Consider the following 17,513-nt stretch of genomic DNA (forward strand, 5'->3'; position numbering starts at 1 on the left):
AATGCAGGGATCATCTTCTTTCTGCCGTCTAACTTTTTTACATGTCTTTAACTAGACTCATGCTTTTTATATTTAAAATGAATTATTTGCAATCACAATTATGCTGTTTAAAATCGATTACCATACGTCCTTGAATTCTACCTTGTTCCATTTCTTCGAATACATTTTGTACTTTATCTAGAGAACAAGTTTGAACAACCGGCACTACTTTTCCTTCTGCACCGAACATGAATGCCTCTTCTAAGTCTTTACGAGTACCGACTAGAGAACCAACTACTTCAATTCCATCTAGTACAAGTCGCGGAATGTTTAAATCCATCGTTTCTACTGGTAAACCTACTGCAACGACTTTACCACAAGCACGTACTGCATCAACTGCTGAATTGAACGCTACTTTAGAAACGGCTGTTACTACAGCAGCATAAGCACCACCAAACTCATCTTGAACAATCTTATCAGCAGGACCTTGAGAAATTGGATTGATAGTCATATCCGCACCAACCTCTTTTGCTAATGCTAATTTATCGTCATTAATATCTACTGCAATTACCTTTGCACCAAATACGTTTTTAGCATATTGGATAGCTAGGTTACCTAATCCACCACACCCATAGATGACGATAGGTTGACCAGGTTTAATGTCTGATACTTTTATTGCTTTATATGTAGTTACGCCCGCACATGTGATTGATGATGCTTGAGCAGGATCTAATCCTTCTGGTACTTTCACAGCATAATCAGCTGTAACAATACATTGTTCTGCCATACCACCATCTACTGAATAACCAGCATTCTTAACTTCACGGCAAAATGTTTCTCTACCAGTTATGCAATATTCACAACGTCCACAAGATTGGAACATCCATGCAATACTTACACGGTCACCTATTTTTAGTGAAGTTACATCATCAGCAATTTTCGTAACAATACCTACACCCTCATGACCAAGAATACGGCCATCTGTGTTTCCAAAATCATGATTTGCAACGTGCAAATCAGTATGACAAACTCCACAATACTCTACATCTACTAGCGCTTCACCTGAGTGTAACGGACGTAATTCCTTTTCAATAACTTCAATGTTTGCTTTACTATTTTTATTAACTACTACTGCTTTCATATGTGATCTCCCCTTTAGTGTTTTAGAATTTTAATGAGTTCATCTCACAACTTCTACCTGCACTGTTTCGGCCAATTATTGCACCAAATTTAAATGTTCAATCATCATTACACGTTCATCATAACATGTAATTTTAAAAGCTTATTGTTAAATATTGAACAATATTCGAATTATTAACCAAATGTTTTCTTACTATATTTGAAGGGAAAACTGAGATTTCATCTATGTATCGTTTATTAGAATTCAAGATGCGAAGTAATAAATAAAGATTTTTTAATATAGGAAATTATTATCATTATATTTTCAAAAAAGATTATAACGAGTAAACCTAGATTATATATCATCAAACTATTGACCAATATAAAAAGCCCTTCAACTGAAGGACTTTTTATATTCGTTTCATCGAAATTGTTTCACGTATACTTTGTAAATTTTGCAATGTCTCTTCTTGGCGTTGTAACGATAACCCAACGTATAAAGTATCTAACAAACTTAACTGTGCTAATCTTGATGAACTTGCTTCTGTACGGAATTCCGTCTCACGTGTTGAAGTATATAATGTAATATTAGCAAGTTGACTTAATCCTGATTTCTGATAGCTCGTAATTGCAATAATGCGAGCTCCTCTTGCTTTTGCTACTTCTAACGCTTCCAGTAACCCTTTATTGCTACCAGAATGAGAAATTGCAATTACCACTGCTTCTTTAGTAAGTAAACCCGCACCCATAATTTGAAAATGTGAATCTGTATGAGCAATACAAGAAATACCCGTTCTCATAAATTTATGATATGCATCCATCGCTATAATACCAGAACCACCATTTCCATAAAACTCAATACGACTTGCATCTTGCAATACCTTTACGGCTTGCTCTAGCGCTGTATCATTTAACAAATGCAATGTATCTTGCAGTCCTGTAATATGCGAATGAAAAACTTTTTTAGCAACAGTTACCATACTATCTTCTGCCGATACTTCTTCATGAATATTTTGCATAGGAGTATGTACAATTTCACGAGCTAATGTAATCTTTAAATCTTGAAACCCTTGAAAACCGAGGTGCTTACATAAGCGGAATATCGTAGCTTCAGAACTATTCGTAACTTCAGCTAATTCTGTAATAGATTTATGTACAACATCTTGTGGATGTTTCAATATATGTTCGGCAATACTTCGCAATTTCGGTGATAAACCGTTTAACGAAGCCTGAATCTTTCCAATCCCACTTCTTGTACCTGGCATAGCATATCTTCCCCTTCCATCGTAGTTTTATTGTACCTAATTATAGAAAGAAGAAAAACCTTTATTTAGCACTACTATAAATTGAAACTTTAATCAGTGAGAGTATTGTACATCTCCCACTAATTATAAGCCCGCAAATAGCGGGATAAATTTTAAATACTCCTATGTATTCTGTCGTAACATGGGACATAATTATTCATACTTATTATTTCCCCCGTGCTTCACCGCATATAATGCAGCTTGCGTACGATCATCTACTTCCAATTTAGCTAAAACATTTGAAACGTGTGTTTTCACAGTCTGTTCTGTAATATGAAGCTCTGCTGCAATTTCTTTATTACTTCGCCCTTTCGCAATTTCACGAAGTACTTCTTGCTCTCTTTTTGTTAACATGGAAAAAGGGTTCTCTTTTTCTTTCTTAACTGCTGATCGTCCGAATAGTGCCGGTGTTACTTTCGGATGAAAATTCGCATTCCCTTCATGTACTGCGATAATTGAAGCTACAAGTTGCTCAGGTTGTACTTCTTTTAATTGATAACCATCTGCTCCAGCTTCCAGTGCTGGTAAAACATAATCTTGCTCTGAAAAACTGCTTAATATAAGTATCTTTATTGTTTTATCATATTGCTTTATCCGTTTTGTTGCTTCTATACCATCCATCTTCGGCATTGATAGATCCATTAATACTACATCTGGTCTTTCCGTTTGAATGAATGTTAATGCCTCTTCACCATTTTCTGCTTCCCCAACTATTTCAAATTCTTCTCTCGTTTTTAAAAAGAATACAAGTCCTCTTCGAACGATATGATGATCCTCAACTAGTAGTAATTTAATCTTCAATCTTCTTCTCCCCTTTAAACCGGCAATTGAATTTCAATTTTTGTACCCTTTTTCAGCTCAGTTTTTATTTGAAATGATCCCCTCATTAACTGAATACGTTCCTTCATACTTTTTAAACCGAGCGCTGACTCTCTTACGTGATCTTGTATAAATCCTATTCCGTTATCCTCTATGTAAAAATACAACTGGTTATTTTCTATTTTTAAAAGAACATTTACCTTTTCACATGAAGCATGTTTTTTACAATTATGTATTGCTTCTTGACTAATACGCCATAAAACTTCTTCTATTTCATCTCCAATTGAAACCATACCATCAATTCGAACTTCCACGTGAATCCCTAACAACTTTCCGTAATTTTTAATTGCTTCTGCTAAACCTTTCTCTAATCCTTCCGGTCTTAATTGCCAAATTAAAAATGTCATTTCTTGTAATGCTTCCTGTGATAATTCTCCAATATAGCTCAACATCTCTTGCAAGTCTCTATCTTGCGTCATATTTAAAGTACCTTTTGCTGTTAGCATAATAGAAAATAACAATTGTTTTACTGAATCATGTAAATCACGTGCAAGTCGATTTCTTTCAGCTACCACTACGTATTTACGTTCTTTCTCTACCAACTGAATACGTTGTATTGTCGTTCCTATTTGAAATGCAATCGATTCTAATAATGCCAATTCTTCCTCTGAAAAGTGTGTTTTTTGAGGTGAGGCTACATTTAATAGACCAAACTTCTCCGATCCAGACCTAAGTGGAATCGTCGCATGATGCGTAACATCTTCTGTCTCTCCCCAATTACACTCAATCGCATCCTCTATTCGCTTACATTCAATAATATTTGTCGCTTTTTCCAATCTGCCATTCACAAAACGCTCTACACACCAGCAGTCCCCTTCACACATCGGCTTCTTCTCTTTCCATGTAAGAGCCGGTGGTAAGTTTTCATCTACAAGCATACGGTGCTTTCCACTTTCATCGATAAAAAAGATCCACCCTGTTTGTAAATTCATAACTTGTAACAATGTATGTAACACTTTTTCTAACATGACTTGTAAGTCTGTTGCTTCATTTAATAATTCTGCAATTGCTTTTAATGCTTCTAAACGATGCATCTCTTTTTCTCCAAAATTCATTTTCATCACCATCTATCATTATAACATTAAGAAATTTCTAAATTCTACAAATAATAAAGAACTGAATTCCTTCAGTTCTTTATTTAAATTAATCATTTTATTATTTTTCTATCCAATGTTGGAAGCTAGATTTTTGTTAACAAACTATTCTATTTTAGCTGTCCGATAAAGATTGTCCACCATGGTTATGCTGTAAACTTTCAGTAGTAACGACCATATTTGCTGCTGGCATTTGCACTTGATTCTTATGGAACATAGACATTAATTCAAACCTTACTTGTCTAGAAGTTTCAAAATAATCTTCTGGCTTTATTAAACCTGTAATACAAAATTCATATCCAACATATTTAAGGTTCGGGTTTAAATCTGTGACACCAACATATTTAAACGGCTCAACAGCTTCATCCTCTACTTTATAAAGACTCGAAGCCAATCTTTCATTACAATTAACACAAACTTCTTCTAACAATTCCTTAACTCTTGTAGGATCTTCCTGATAACTTACCGTAATCCGTTCAATTACGCGCATCCATCCTTTATTAAAATTTTGTATCGTCCTAATCTCTCCGTGTGGTATCGTAAGAAGTTTTCCTGACCATTCACGAATTTGCATAAAACGAATACTAATTTCCTCAATTGTTCCTGAATTTGTTCCGTTAAAAGTAACAAAATCGCCAACACGAAACTCTTTGTCCGCTAATCTCGCAAAGCCTAATATAACATCTTTTAACATCTGTTGTGCAGCAAAACCAATAACAACTCCCGCTATCCCTGCACCTGCAATGATACTTTTTATATCTACAAATTGGCTAATTAAATATATGATTAGACTGATGATAATGATATATCTAAAAATAGATCGAATCACACTTTGAATCGTTTGCTCTACCTCTTCATCAAAAAAGCTTGATTTCCTAAAAAACCAATCAATAATACGGTTGATTACAAAAGAGATAATGATTAAAACTAATGCAAATAGTAAAAATCTTAAAAGTAAAAACTCACGTACATAATTAAAAAATTCTTCAGTATACGTTAATAAACTCATCCATCCACACCCTTAACTAATGAAAATTTCATGAAAAACTAATTTATTGTCATACCTTTTGATTTCCTTAAAACTTGTTACACTTTCTTCTATAAATATACCCTTTTTCATTATCTAAAGGGAGATTACATTAGAATTTTTTTATAACCGAATTTATTTTATGACTGCGCTACATATCTCAAAAAAGGAAAATATTAACACAATACCGAATAGCTCATTTGTAAATATTTTGACTCGCGGGGGTTAACTAACAATGGGCTATATCGAAGAACTAAGAGAAGTTATTGGATCAAGACCACTCAATTTATCTGGCGTTGCTGTAGCTGTCTTCAATGAAAAAGAACAAATATTACTACAACAGAGACGAAGTGGTATTTGGGCTGTCCCTGGTGGATTCGTTGAACTGGGCGAATCAACGGAAGAAGCCGGAAGACGGGAAGTGCTTGAAGAAACAGGGATTGAAATAGGCTCTTTACAGTTAATAAGCGTATTTTCCGGAAAAGAATTTTTTGTAAAATTACCGAACGGAGATAAATTTTACCCTATAACAATCGCATATCTTTGCAAAGATATTACAGGTGGTACGTTAAAAGCTGATGGATTAGAATCATTACATGTACAATTTTTTGACTTAAATGGGTTACCAGAAAAAATTAGTCCGTTCATAAAAAAACTAATCGAGCGAAACCTCGTCTCAATTTAAACGAAAAAAGAGACCTTTTTAAAGGCCTCTTTTTTTCACTTCACTTCTGCATGTAAGCATGACTTAAAATGTCCAAGGGCAAATTCATGTCCTTGCTCATTAAAAGATGCAACCGCCTTTTCAAAAACAACAATTTTAAATCCTTTATTATAAGCGTCTACTGCTGTGTGAAGAACACAAATATCAGTACAAACACCTACAAGATGAACTTCTTCTATTCCTCTTTCTCTTAACTTCATCTCTAAGTTTGTTCCTGCAAATGCACTATATCGTGTTTTATCCATATAATATACATTCTCTGCATTTTTATATGTTTCGTACACATCTTGTAATTCACCAAACAAATCTCTTCCATTTGTACCAGCTATATTATGAGGCGGGAATAACTTTGATTCTGGATGATATACATCATTTTTATCGTGTTTATCGATTGCAAAGACAACATAATCCCCATTTTCAATATATTCTTTCGTTATATGGACAATTTCCTTCTCAATTTCTTGTCCTGGTTTCCCGCATGTTAAAGCACCTTTTTCAGCTACAAAATCATATGTATAATCAATATTAATAAGAGCTCGTTTCATAACCACTATCTCCCCTTCTCCTGTTTCACAGTAAACAATAGAAAATTTGTTATTACGACATCGTATGTACTATTCGACATTTCAAATGAAATACCTACATTTTTCATGTAAAACTTACCTTAACCTGAGTTTATCATATGATAGATAAACAATGGTAAAACAAATAGCTCCTATTAACAAATCATGAATTTGTTAATTGAGCGTAATTTGAGTCACCTCTTGGATCATAAACCAAATGACTGACATCGTTAAAATAATCAAGACGATACGAATACACCGATTCACATCTTCAGCCTCTTTCTCTATCATAGTAGAAACAAGTGATTTCTTCCTACTTAATCGTATTAGAAAACGAAACAAGTTATTCACTGTTACATCCTCTAGTATAAACAAAAAAGCACACTACTTTTTGAGTAATGTACTTTTTGTTCTTCTTATGACGCTGGTTTTGTTTCGAATGTTGCTTGATTTAAACTAATAACCTTTCCTTTTGGATCATTGTTTTCATACTGAACTGCAGTAATCGTATGACTACCTGTCTCAAGTGTCTTTTCTTTTAATTGTACTGTTGTCTGTGTTGTACTAGTGACTTGATGTTTATCTGCATATACTTGATCTACAAATATAAATGTTTCTTTATCATTTTGAAAATTAGAAAGCTCTAATTCAACATGTTGAATTAAAGTATCCTTTTTGATGAATACAGTTGGTATATTGCCGTTTTCAGAAGTACCATCTGGTGTAATAACTTTTACTTTTCCTTCACCAACTGGTACTGCACCTTCAGGGAATACTACTATATTCTCATTACTTGCATTTACAACTCGTTCTTCCTGCTTTGATTGCGCATCCTCTTTTTCTTGTGGAGCACCGCAACCGGCTAATAACAATACAGACAATCCAGTGATTATGAATTTTTTCAAAATTCATCCCCCCTGTCATTTCATTATAATTTATTATACAAAAATAACTTTTAAATTTTAAGACTATTTTCAACACTTTCATGAACAAATAGAATCTTGCCCACGATTAATGTATCATACTTTCCTTAATAGAACATTAATTTTTTTTATGAAATAAATAGTAATTCCCTCTTATCTATCATTTTAGCCCAACAAATTAATTACATACCTGTCCAAAATAAAAAGACATTGTTCATTCAATGTCTTTTTATTTTAAGCTTTAAAAAACAAATGTTGTAATCTCATCTACTTCTTTTCTTGGAAGTTTCTTCGGCTTATCTTTCGGAAAACCGAGTGAAATAACCATATTTATTTGTTTTTCAGACTCAATTTGTAAATATTGTCGTAGTTCATCTTGAGCTAACAATACCGGTCCTGTCATTGGACAAGTACCCAGCCCTTTCGCATGTGCAGCCAACATTAAGTTTTGTGCCGCTAAACAGCTACTCTTAATTCCTTCTTCTTCCCAAACTGAATCTGGAACAAAAGCAATTGGATCAAATATCTTTTCGCGAAATTTTGATTCATATGGTGTTGCCAAACACACGATTAATACAGGTGCCTCTGAGAAAGCTGTTGCATATGGTCCAAATGAACGGGTAAGTAATTTCCCTGCTTTCTCTTCTCCGTTTTCTGCCGCTTTTGCCGCAAGTTTATGTAATACATCCCAAGTCATTTGCTCAATTTCTTTAATTTTCTCTCGGTTCATAATGACCAAGAACTCCCAAGTTTGTGAGTTCGTATCACTCGGTGCATAACGAGCACAATCAATAATTTCTTTTATGTCACTAATGGATACTTCTTGTTCTGTGAACTTCCTAACACTTCGTCTACCGTGAATTACTTCTTTAAAATCTTCATAATTCATACATTAAATCCCCTTTTTACAACGTTTTCAAATCTTGTTCTATGTTTGAATTATATCATGAAAAAAAGCTGGAGGAATACCAGCTTTTTTCTTCAATATTAGTTCGTAACTTTAAATAAACGAATACTTTCTTCATATGCAACTTGGAGTTTCTTTGTAATTGGTCCTCTTTCGCCGGTTCTAAACTGTTCATCACCTATTTGAACGACTGGGAATATTTCAAGTGGTGTCGCTGTAAAGAAGCACTCATCAGCCTCATATACTTCTTGTAGTGAAAATTCTCGTTCTTCTACTTCAATATGTAACTCTTTCGCTAATGTAATAACGAAGTGACGTGTAATGCCGTGTAGAATGAAGTTGTCAGCCGGATGTGTAATCAATTTATTATTCTTCACCATAAAGAAATTTGAATGACACCCTTCAGTTACAATTCCATCTCGTACTAATATCGCTTCTTGATAGCCTTGTTCGTTTATTTTATTTTTAATCATAATATTAGGTAGCAGATTTAAAGATTTTATATGACAGAACTTCCACCGTATATCCTCTTCTACCGTAACTTTTATTCCCAGTTCCATAGCAGCAATTGGTCTTGGAAACGAAACAATATTTGCAAAATATGTTGGTTGCATATTTGACTCATATACATGATTACGTGCTTGAGCACCTCTTGATATTTGCAAATATACATTCCCATCTTCTTGAAATTGATTTTTTTCAATCATTTGATGCAACTCTTCCACTAACTCCTCCTTAGTAAAAGGTGGAATTAGTTTTATTTCTTCCATAGAATTAAAAAATCGTTCCAAATGTAGATCTAATAAATGTGGCTTCCCATCATATAGTCTGAATACCTCGTATATACCATCACCAAATTGAAAACCTCTCTCCTCTAATGGAATCATCGGCTGTTCTTCCTTCGTATTTACAATTCTTCCGTTAAACAAAATCCAATCTTTATGAGTAGCTTTCATTCATTCCCACTCCTTTATTCCATAATTGGTTTAATTGTACAACTTATCCACACTCAAAAGAAGGAATTTTCTGTATTTTCACAAATAAAAAAGTACATCACCCATTTAAGGTGATATACTCGACCATTCATTTACTTTAAAAAATATTTTTCAATATCATCTAACATAAGGTTTGCAGCTACAATACCACCTGCTGTATTCCAAATCACTTCATCTACTTCGAATACTTTATTATCTTTAGAAGCCTGTAACTGCTTAAAGAGCGGATCTTCTGTCCATTCTTTCGCTAACGTGTTTCCTTCATTATTCTTATCCGCATCTTTATCAGATGTGAAATAGAATAAGTAGTCCCCGTCCATATTTGGAATTTGTTCTTTTGTAATTCCTTTTATCGCAAATTCATCTTTATCTTGTAATGGTGGTCGTTTAAATCCAATATCATTTAATACAACGCCTGAGAATGAATTTTTTTGATAAATACGAACATCACCTGGGACGAAGCGAATAATTGAAACTTTAGAGTTAATTTTATCACCTAATTGTTCTTTTATTCCTGCAATACGCTTTTTATAATCATTAAGAGCATTTTGCCCTTCTTTTTCTTTGTTTACAGCTTTTGTATAAAGCGTAAAGTTTTCTTTCCAATCACCGCGCAATGTTTCAGCATATACTGTTGGCGCGATTTCTTTTAACTGCTCGTATATTTTTTCGTGACGCATTTTATTTCCAATAATTAAATCCGGCTGAAGCTTCATTACTGCCTCTAAATTAATGTCACGCTCAGTTCCTACTACTTTCGTATCTTTTAACTCATTCGCTAAATGAGGATACCATTCATCCCCAGCTCGTGGTTTTGTCGTTCCAACTGGCGTTACTCCAACAGTTAAAAGTGCCTCAGCACCCTCATTCGTTAAAACAACAACTCTTTTTGGTGTACCATTTACTGTCGTTTCGCCCATTGCATGCTTTATACTATATGAATCTTTTGCCTTTACTAATGTATCTTTATCTTTCTTCTCTTCTTCTTTACCGCAACCTGCAATTATGACCATTAATAACATAATGCAAAGTATAAGAATATTTTTAGTGCGTGTCATAAATCCTCCTAGTTGAAAATGATCTTCATTAACATTTAAAGATTAATGTATATCTCATACATTGTCAATAGATATATCAGAAAACTTTTTCAATATATATAATTTCGACCTCATTTTTATTCAAAATATTTTTGTACTTATTTGCTATTCACTTTTTAACCGTAACATGTGAAACATAAACGGACATAAGAAAGTAATTGTAATTCCAGTCAATGCATAACGTACATAATACATATCAGGTATTACTTTTTTTAGTATGAGCTGTATCATTAATATGAAACTAAGGCCTAAAACTGTTTTTACTACTTGTATTTTAAAATTATTATTTTCATTCATTTTAATAAAGTGATTCTCTAACATGATACCAATCGTAGAACCTGTCAAAACTCCAAGTAATTTTAAATTATCTATTTGGTCAGTCATAAAATACATAATGAGTGAAACTACCAATACAATTCGTTGTAACAATATAAATTTCCTATCACTTAATTCCCCTGTTACTTTCGTATATAAATAAACAACTATGACACTAATTAAAACGGCACCTATTATATCACTGAGCCAATGTACACGTAAATATAGACGAGAAGTAGCAACCAATATTATAAAAATAATTCCAATGATCCAAATGATTCTCTTTTTACATAACATCATAAAAGAGCCCCAAAATGTTGTCGCTAACTGGACGTGTGTACTTGGAAAAGAATAACCTGCAGCTGATTTTTCATATAAAGCCTGAATTCCTTCGTATGTATACGGTCGCGGGATTTTCATGAATTCTTTTACCACTATCCCTATATACCCAGAGAAACAAAGCATAACAATCATATGAAATGCTTTTCTTTTAGAAACGCACCAATATAAAATCGAAATAATGACTAAATACAACGTTTCATTTGCAATACTAGATATAAGTTTAAAAAGTATTGTAAGCACACTTCCCTCCACACTGGTCATCCATTCAAGAAATAAAATATCCAAATAAAACATAAAAAAAACGAAACCTCCCCAAAATTTAATCCTGCTATTTGTCAGCACTTAAGATAAACTAGTTGATTAACATTTCAAATTTATACACCTACTTACGTTACAGATTAAGAATATATAGTACCACATACTAATAATAGATAATATGTTAAATCATCTAATTATTTTTATAAATTTTAATGAAATTTTGAGCTTTATATACAAAAACATCTGTATCTTGTTATCCACTTATTTATATTCCATGTCAAATTGCACCTCGTTGTTTTTTGATATATGGAACTACTATTAAATAAATCAGCATACATATAACTTTCAAAACCATTACAATTACAAATAAAAAAACCGCCTTATATAAGGCGGTTTCTATCATTGTGCTTTAACCAATTTAAAATAAATATATACGATTGATAGTGAATATAACGTATGCAAAATAAAAGAAATAAAAGGGCTATTCCAGTGCTACTATACAGCAAACCGAACTTTAAAAAAATATTTAAAAGCGGTGGAAAGTTCGTTATGTTTTGTAATGTAATAAGCATACAAAATAAAAGGAAAAACACAGGGGCATATTGTAATTCATACGGCTTTCTTTTCTTATTCATTCTTTTTCGAATGAACATATGGATTAGCTCTGCTACTATAAAACACCCTCCAATTAATACAAGACCAGAAGTCATCGTCATATATCCACCTGCCTTATATTTATCTCGCACAACTACTCATCGTTATATTTTCTTCACATATATTCCATCTTCTTCATTAAAACCAAAGCTCTCTATGAAAGTTTTTGCTTGTTCTGTTAATTCCGTTTGTAATACCTTTATCTCTTTCACGTTTCTTTCTTTCATCATCGTTTCAAATGTAAAATACGTATTTGTCCCATAACCGTAACTTTGATAATCAAAGTGAATAATTAACTGCGATAAAATTGCACTCTCCTCTTGTACACTATAGTCTATTACACCAATATATGTATCATCAACTTTCACACAATACTGTACTTGATTCTCAGTTAAACTATGTGAGCGAAACATTTCTTTAACAACGCTTTCATTATCTACAGTTACTTTTTCAAACGTAATCATATGTTGTCCATCCTTTTACTATTATTGTATCAATAATACGTCCTATTTATGAAAAAAACCTTAAGACCATATGCGATCTTAAGGTTTTTCTAATTAAACTAAGCTATACGCACGTTTCGTTTCTTCGTGGAACTTATTCGTATCGTATTTATGCTCAACATAAATTTGATGCCATACCATAAACGCAAGTACAGTCCAAATTTTACGGCTATAATCGCCTTTATCTGCACAATGTGCTTCCAGTAAGTTTAATACATACTGTTTGTCGATTAAATGCTCTGTTTTACTCTCGTTTATAATATTGATAGCCCAATCATGCATTTCGTCTTTTAACCAGTGACGAATTGGTACTGGGAATCCAAGTTTTTTACGATCTAATACGTGATCTGGAACGATTCCGCGTGCCGCTTCACGTAAAATAGCTTTCGTAGTTCCGTTAGCAATCTTAAATTCAGTTGGAATTTTAGATGCAACATCAAATACTTCTTTATCTAAGAACGGTACACGAAGTTCTAATGAGTTTGCCATTGTCATTTTATCAGCTTTTAATAAAATGTCACCGCGTAACCATGTGAACATGTCAATGTACTGCATTTTGCTTACATCATCATAATCTTTAATCTCGTTATACAATGGTTTCGTGATATCCATATAGTTAACACTTTCATTGTAATACTTCATTAATTCAACTTTCTCTTCTTCACGGAAGATTTTCGCGTTTCCATAGTAACGCTCTTCAATTGGCGTACACCCACGCTCTAGGAAGCTCTTTCCTTTAAATCCTTCTTTAAGAGCACCACTTAATGCTTTTAGAACGCTCTTACCTGGGCTAGGAATGTAAGAGAACATTTTTAGTGAGTTTGGCTCACGATAAATGTTATAACCACCAAATAGCTCGTCTGCACCTTCACCTGAAAGAACAACTGTTACATGCTTACGTGCTTCTTTTGCAACGAAGTACAATGGTACAGCTGCTGGATCTGCTAAAGGATCATCCATATGCCAAATGATTTTTGGGAACTCATCCATAAACTCTTTCGCTGAAATGAATACGTTATGGTTTTTAACGCCTAATTTCTCAGCAGTTTCTTTTGCAACATCAACTTCACTGAAACCACGTTGTTCAAAACCAATTGAGAATGTTAAAAGATTTGGATTCATTTCTCTTGCGATAGAAGCGATAATAGATGAATCGATACCACCAGATAAGAATGAACCTACTGGTACATCACTGCGCATATGCACTTTTACTGAATCATACAACACATCACGAATTGCTTGGATATGCTCCTCTTTCGTTGCGCTTGAAGCATTGAAATAAGGTTTCCAGTAGCGATGGATTTCCATCTCTTTACCGATTTCTTTTACGAAATAATGACCAGGCTCGATTTTATTAACATCAATTGTTAATGTTTCTGGCTCTGGACCATATTGGTACGTAAAGTAATGTTGTAGTGACGTTGGATTAACGCCTTTATCTTCCATCACATGCATAATACTTTTCTTCTCAGATGCGAAGAATGTAGTATCACCTTGTTGTGCGACGTATAAAGGTTTAATACCGAAGTGGTCACGTGCACCGAAAAGTTTCTTCTCTTCACGATCCCAAATCATAAATGCAAACATACCACGAAGATAGTCTACACATTTTTCTTTCATATGTGCATACAATGCAATGATAACTTCTGTATCAGATTGTGTTGCAAACGTTGCACCTTTTTCAAGTAACATTTCACGTAATTCTACATAGTTGTAAATTTCACCATTAAAAATAATTACATATCGATCATTTTCATAAGTTAGCGGCTGATGTCCTGCCTCTAAGTCAATGATGCTTAAACGGCGGAAGCCAAATTGTACATGTTCATCACGAAAATATCCTTCGTCATCTGGACCACGGTGGAAAATCATCGTGTTCATATTTTCAAATTGATGTTTTTCTGTTTCTGAAAACTCTCTAGGGTTTTCACATAAACATCCTACAAAACCACACATACTTCTTACCCTCTTTCAGTTTTCATTCTGTCTATATACTACTATATCAACCCTATTTATACTAGCATAATCAATTGAATATGGCGACCAAAAACTATAAAAAAATCACTCCATTTCACATTTTTAACAATTTTTTATGAAAACATGAAAACTAGGCAATCACCTTTCTCCGCTTTTGTCATATGATATTGCAAATTGATTTCTAGGAGGGAATACCATGAGTGAAGAAAAAAAAGACTCTTCTCGCCCACCGGTTCGCAATTATTTAAAGCAAATTGATGATTTCTTCGAGCAAACACCACTTCGCAATGTAATCGCTGATTTAAATCATTTTTTCCAAAAAGGAAATCGTTTATTAACATTCCCCGTAGATTTATATGAAGTTGGTGAAGAACTCGTTGTTACAGCTGAACTACCAGGTATACAAAAAGAACAAATTCAAATTGAAATACAAAGTGAATACTTAAAAGTCTCTGTAAAAGAAGAGATACTTGAAGAGGTCGTGGAAGAAACATCTCATAACTATTATCGCCGAGAACGTTCCATTTCAGAAGCATCAAGATTGATTAAATTACCGTACTCAATTAATAAAAAAGCAGCGAAAGCTTCGTATCAAAACGGCGTGTTAGAAATTCGGGCACCAAAACTTCCACAACAACATGACATTTTATCCATAGACTAATGTAAAAAAGAAGGGTGCTATGCACCCTTCTTTTTAATCCACTAATCTCTTCATATCACGTATAATGTCTTCGTACGGCGTATTACTAATACCACTATACTTTTTCATTACTTTTCCGTTTTGATCAATTAAATAAAATGATGTACCATGTATAACTTGACCATCCTCAGGTTTATCTACAAGTGATTGGAAATTATCTTTTGAAAACTTTGTAATATCTTCTAATGAATAACCCGTTAATAAATTCCAGTTACTAGTATCCTCTGTAAACTTTTGAATGAAAGCCTTCAAATTCTCCGGCTTATCAAGGTCTGGATCTACACTAAACGAAACAAACTGAACGTCTAATTTCTCTTCTTTGGCCATCTTTTGCAGTTTTGCCATATTGGCAGTCATTGGCGGACAAACTGTTTGGCAATTTGTGAACATAAAATCAGCAACCCAAACTTTCCCTTTTAAATCTTTTGTACCAAATGACTTTCCATCTTGATTTGTAAATTGGAAAGTTTCTAAATCCCAATTCAATGGTTTACGAAGCTTTGAACCCGATCCACTACATCCAGCAAGTACAAAGAGACAAAATACAACCATAAGACCAATTATTTTTTGATAACGCTTCATTTATAAACCTCTTTTCTCTATCCTAAATTTAAATAGGTTATGTTTATCATAACAAAAGTTAACACTACGAGAAAATTGTTTACTACATTTGTTCACGAAATCGTACGAATTTCCGTATGTTACTTCTTTATTTTAAGCCAATTACTAGACAAAATTTATTTTTTTACTATTATTTCTCTAAATAGAAGTTGCAAAACTAATTTTATTGTTACTTTTGTAAACGCATCCCCCTATTTTTTAACAATTCCTTAAACATTCATCCATGTTATACACTGTATTCCTTAACAACATTTCGGTACAATACAATTACAACGATTTTAAATGAGGTGATGTTCATGACAAAACGTTATGAAAACATGGATAATGTGAGTACAAAAAAATCAATTCGTTCCTTTATACGTTGGCGAAAAGAACGAAAACAAAATAAAAAGGATTTTTCTTTTTTAGTAGAACAATCACCTGTTAAGCAAAGTAAATTTCTACAAAACAACTTTGAAAAGACGTCTGTAACTTGGATTGGTCATTCCACATTCCTTATCCAAACGAATGGGCTGAATATATTAACAGATCCAGTATGGGCTACTAAATTAAAATTAGTTCCAAGACTTACTGAACCTGGTCTTTCTATACAAGAACTACCTAAAATTGATATTGTCCTCATTTCACACGGTCATTATGACCATTTAGATTTTTCAACGCTTCGCCAGCTAAATGATGATGTTTTATACCTTGTTCCTATTGGACTGAAAAAACTATTTACTCGCAAAAAATTTACTCGTGTAGAAGAGTATAATTGGTGGGAAAATACGATCATTAATGATGTTTCCTTTCACTTCGTACCGGCCCAGCACTGGACGAGAAGATCCTTATTTGATATGAATACATCTCACTGGGGGGGATGGATTATTAATAATGAACCAACGAAAGAAACCGTTTATTTTTGTGGTGACAGTGGCTATTTCCAAGGTTTCAAAGAAATTGGCAGACGCTTTTCAATTGATATTGCCCTTATGCCAATTGGCGCTTATGAACCAGAGTGGTTTATGAAAGTATCTCACGTTTCACCTGAAGAGGCAGTGCAAGCTTATTTAGATTTAAACGCTACACACTTTATACCGATGCATTACGGAACTTTTGCCCTTGCCGATGAAACACCTCGCGAGGCAGTAACAAGGCTCCGAAATAATTGGAATTTACGTATGTTACCGTGGGAACAACTGCATGTACTCTTTTTAGGCCAAACTTTTACTTATAATAGCGCAACAAACGATAAGCAAGTAAATGAAAAAATTGAAACATTACACGTATAACGTAACTACTTATTTTCTATATCCAACATATACTATAGAAAATCATAAAGTAAAACTTTAATCAGTGGGTGTTTTCTATGAATAAATATTTACAGACTCGCTATATCATTAGCGGGAGTGCCTGTATAACCCTTCTTATTTCTTACTTTCTATTCACATAAAAAAGCTACTTGAAAATTCATTTCTGAAGTGACCCCTAAAAGTTAGACACGGTTATTTCATTAGGCAGCTTGATAAAAGTGAGTCCGGTATTGCACCGGG

General features: G+C 33.5%; 18 protein-coding genes and 1 pseudogene. 3 read left to right on the forward strand and 16 right to left on the reverse strand.

Annotated features, from left to right (window positions below; genetic code table 11):
* Positions 1–82: 82 nt before the first annotated feature.
* The 5 genes from adhP to JDS99_RS26315 form a co-directional block, all read right to left on the reverse strand.
* Positions 83–1,120, reverse strand: a complete 1,038-nt coding sequence (gene adhP, locus JDS99_RS26295; protein WP_000649116.1) for an alcohol dehydrogenase AdhP — start codon at positions 1,118–1,120, stop codon at positions 83–85.
* Between the two features lie 388 nt (positions 1,121–1,508).
* Positions 1,509–2,363, reverse strand: a complete 855-nt coding sequence (locus JDS99_RS26300; RefSeq protein WP_199695997.1) for a MurR/RpiR family transcriptional regulator — start codon at positions 2,361–2,363, stop codon at positions 1,509–1,511.
* Between the two features lie 192 nt (positions 2,364–2,555).
* Positions 2,556–3,203 carry a response regulator gene (locus tag JDS99_RS26305; protein WP_048541220.1) on the reverse strand — a complete coding sequence of 216 codons (648 nt, stop codon included), beginning with the start codon at positions 3,201–3,203 and terminating at the stop codon, positions 2,556–2,558.
* Between the two features lie 14 nt (positions 3,204–3,217).
* Complete coding sequence (locus tag JDS99_RS26310; protein ID WP_098856792.1) at positions 3,218–4,336, reverse strand: GAF domain-containing sensor histidine kinase; 1,119 nt, start codon at positions 4,334–4,336, stop codon at positions 3,218–3,220.
* 154 nt (positions 4,337–4,490) lie between these two features.
* Positions 4,491–5,384 (reverse strand): mechanosensitive ion channel family protein, encoded by an 894-nt coding sequence (locus JDS99_RS26315; protein WP_088063260.1) that lies wholly within the window; start codon positions 5,382–5,384, stop codon positions 4,491–4,493.
* 253 nt (positions 5,385–5,637) lie between these two features.
* Between JDS99_RS26315 and JDS99_RS26320 the strand changes: the two genes are divergently transcribed.
* Positions 5,638–6,087 carry an NUDIX hydrolase gene (locus tag JDS99_RS26320; RefSeq protein WP_199695998.1) on the forward strand — a complete coding sequence of 150 codons (450 nt, stop codon included), beginning with the start codon at positions 5,638–5,640 and terminating at the stop codon, positions 6,085–6,087.
* Positions 6,088–6,122: 35 nt separating this feature from the next.
* Here the strand turns inward: JDS99_RS26320 and JDS99_RS26325 are convergent, their stop codons facing one another.
* The 10 genes and pseudogenes from JDS99_RS26325 to asnB all read right to left on the reverse strand — a co-directional run bounded on the left by JDS99_RS26325 (position 6,123) and on the right by asnB (position 14,639).
* The gene (locus JDS99_RS26325) at positions 6,123–6,671 is read right to left on the reverse strand and encodes a cysteine hydrolase family protein (RefSeq protein ID WP_098856811.1); all 549 of its coding nucleotides are present in this window, start codon (positions 6,669–6,671) and stop codon (positions 6,123–6,125) included.
* A gap of 114 nt (positions 6,672–6,785) precedes the next feature.
* Positions 6,786–7,040, reverse strand: a pseudogene (locus JDS99_RS26330) (hypothetical protein).
* Between the two features lie 65 nt (positions 7,041–7,105).
* A complete protein-coding gene (locus tag JDS99_RS26335; RefSeq protein ID WP_048541213.1) occupies positions 7,106–7,594 on the reverse strand; it encodes a putative periplasmic lipoprotein in 489 nt (162 codons plus the stop codon).
* Between the two features lie 259 nt (positions 7,595–7,853).
* Positions 7,854–8,501, reverse strand: a complete 648-nt coding sequence (locus tag JDS99_RS26340) for a nitroreductase family protein (RefSeq protein WP_199695999.1) — start codon at positions 8,499–8,501, stop codon at positions 7,854–7,856.
* A gap of 98 nt (positions 8,502–8,599) precedes the next feature.
* Positions 8,600–9,475 carry a D-amino-acid transaminase gene (gene dat / locus JDS99_RS26345; protein WP_000648369.1) on the reverse strand — a complete coding sequence of 292 codons (876 nt, stop codon included), beginning with the start codon at positions 9,473–9,475 and terminating at the stop codon, positions 8,600–8,602.
* Between the two features lie 131 nt (positions 9,476–9,606).
* Positions 9,607–10,572 carry an ABC transporter substrate-binding protein gene (locus tag JDS99_RS26350; RefSeq protein ID WP_098856790.1) on the reverse strand — a complete coding sequence of 322 codons (966 nt, stop codon included), beginning with the start codon at positions 10,570–10,572 and terminating at the stop codon, positions 9,607–9,609.
* Positions 10,573–10,716: 144 nt separating this feature from the next.
* Entirely contained in the window at positions 10,717–11,562 is an 846-nt protein-coding gene (locus tag JDS99_RS26355; RefSeq protein WP_199696000.1) for a phosphatase PAP2 family protein, read from the reverse strand.
* 344 nt (positions 11,563–11,906) lie between these two features.
* Positions 11,907–12,236, reverse strand: a complete 330-nt coding sequence (locus JDS99_RS26360; RefSeq protein WP_097907492.1) for a hypothetical protein — start codon at positions 12,234–12,236, stop codon at positions 11,907–11,909.
* Between the two features lie 48 nt (positions 12,237–12,284).
* On the reverse strand, positions 12,285–12,644 hold the full coding sequence (locus tag JDS99_RS26365; RefSeq protein WP_048541207.1) for a GNAT family N-acetyltransferase: 360 nt from the start codon (positions 12,642–12,644) through the stop codon (positions 12,285–12,287).
* Between the two features lie 93 nt (positions 12,645–12,737).
* Positions 12,738–14,639, reverse strand: coding sequence for an asparagine synthase (glutamine-hydrolyzing) (asnB, locus tag JDS99_RS26370; protein WP_000333826.1), 1,902 nt, complete (start codon positions 14,637–14,639; stop codon positions 12,738–12,740).
* Positions 14,640–14,856: 217 nt separating this feature from the next.
* Between asnB and JDS99_RS26375 the strand changes: the two genes are divergently transcribed.
* Positions 14,857–15,321 (forward strand): Hsp20/alpha crystallin family protein, encoded by a 465-nt coding sequence (locus JDS99_RS26375; RefSeq protein ID WP_199696001.1) that lies wholly within the window; start codon positions 14,857–14,859, stop codon positions 15,319–15,321.
* A 33-nt stretch (positions 15,322–15,354) separates the two neighbouring features.
* Here the strand turns inward: JDS99_RS26375 and JDS99_RS26380 are convergent, their stop codons facing one another.
* Positions 15,355–15,942, reverse strand: a complete 588-nt coding sequence (locus JDS99_RS26380) for an SCO family protein (protein WP_046959312.1) — start codon at positions 15,940–15,942, stop codon at positions 15,355–15,357.
* Positions 15,943–16,277: 335 nt separating this feature from the next.
* On the opposite strand from JDS99_RS26380, the gene JDS99_RS26385 reads away from it, so the two are divergent.
* Entirely contained in the window at positions 16,278–17,252 is a 975-nt protein-coding gene (locus JDS99_RS26385) for an MBL fold metallo-hydrolase (RefSeq protein WP_199696002.1), read from the forward strand.
* Positions 17,253–17,513 lie beyond the last annotated feature (261 nt).

It is taken from the genome of Bacillus cereus group sp. N6 (genome assembly GCF_016483705.1).
In the GTDB taxonomy this organism is placed as follows: domain Bacteria; phylum Bacillota; class Bacilli; order Bacillales; family Bacillaceae_G; genus Bacillus_A; species Bacillus_A wiedmannii.

Bases quoted from the DNA above. Each gene is read 5' to 3' on its own strand.
- adhP (WP_000649116.1), bottom strand. From the start codon at position 1,120: ATGAAAGCAGTAGTAGTTAATAAAAATAGTAAAGCAAACATTGAAGTT.
- JDS99_RS26300 (WP_199695997.1), bottom strand. From the start codon at position 2,363: ATGCCAGGTACAAGAAGTGGGATTGGAAAGATTCAGGCTTCGTTAAAC.
- JDS99_RS26310 (WP_098856792.1), bottom strand. From the start codon at position 4,336: ATGAATTTTGGAGAAAAAGAGATGCATCGTTTAGAAGCATTAAAAGCA.
- JDS99_RS26315 (WP_088063260.1), bottom strand. From the start codon at position 5,384: ATGAGTTTATTAACGTATACTGAAGAATTTTTTAATTATGTACGTGAG.
- JDS99_RS26320 (WP_199695998.1), top strand. From the start codon at position 5,638: ATGGGCTATATCGAAGAACTAAGAGAAGTTATTGGATCAAGACCACTC.
- JDS99_RS26325 (WP_098856811.1), bottom strand. From the start codon at position 6,671: ATGAAACGAGCTCTTATTAATATTGATTATACATATGATTTTGTAGCT.
- JDS99_RS26340 (WP_199695999.1), bottom strand. From the start codon at position 8,501: ATGAATTATGAAGATTTTAAAGAAGTAATTCACGGTAGACGAAGTGTT.
- dat (WP_000648369.1), bottom strand. From the start codon at position 9,475: ATGAAAGCTACTCATAAAGATTGGATTTTGTTTAACGGAAGAATTGTA.
- JDS99_RS26350 (WP_098856790.1), bottom strand. From the start codon at position 10,572: ATGACACGCACTAAAAATATTCTTATACTTTGCATTATGTTATTAATG.
- JDS99_RS26355 (WP_199696000.1), bottom strand. From the start codon at position 11,562: ATGTTTTATTTGGATATTTTATTTCTTGAATGGATGACCAGTGTGGAG.
- JDS99_RS26360 (WP_097907492.1), bottom strand. From the start codon at position 12,236: ATGACTTCTGGTCTTGTATTAATTGGAGGGTGTTTTATAGTAGCAGAG.
- JDS99_RS26365 (WP_048541207.1), bottom strand. From the start codon at position 12,644: ATGATTACGTTTGAAAAAGTAACTGTAGATAATGAAAGCGTTGTTAAA.
- asnB (WP_000333826.1), bottom strand. From the start codon at position 14,639: ATGTGTGGTTTTGTAGGATGTTTATGTGAAAACCCTAGAGAGTTTTCA.
- JDS99_RS26375 (WP_199696001.1), top strand. From the start codon at position 14,857: ATGAGTGAAGAAAAAAAAGACTCTTCTCGCCCACCGGTTCGCAATTAT.
- JDS99_RS26380 (WP_046959312.1), bottom strand. From the start codon at position 15,942: ATGAAGCGTTATCAAAAAATAATTGGTCTTATGGTTGTATTTTGTCTC.
- JDS99_RS26385 (WP_199696002.1), top strand. From the start codon at position 16,278: ATGACAAAACGTTATGAAAACATGGATAATGTGAGTACAAAAAAATCA.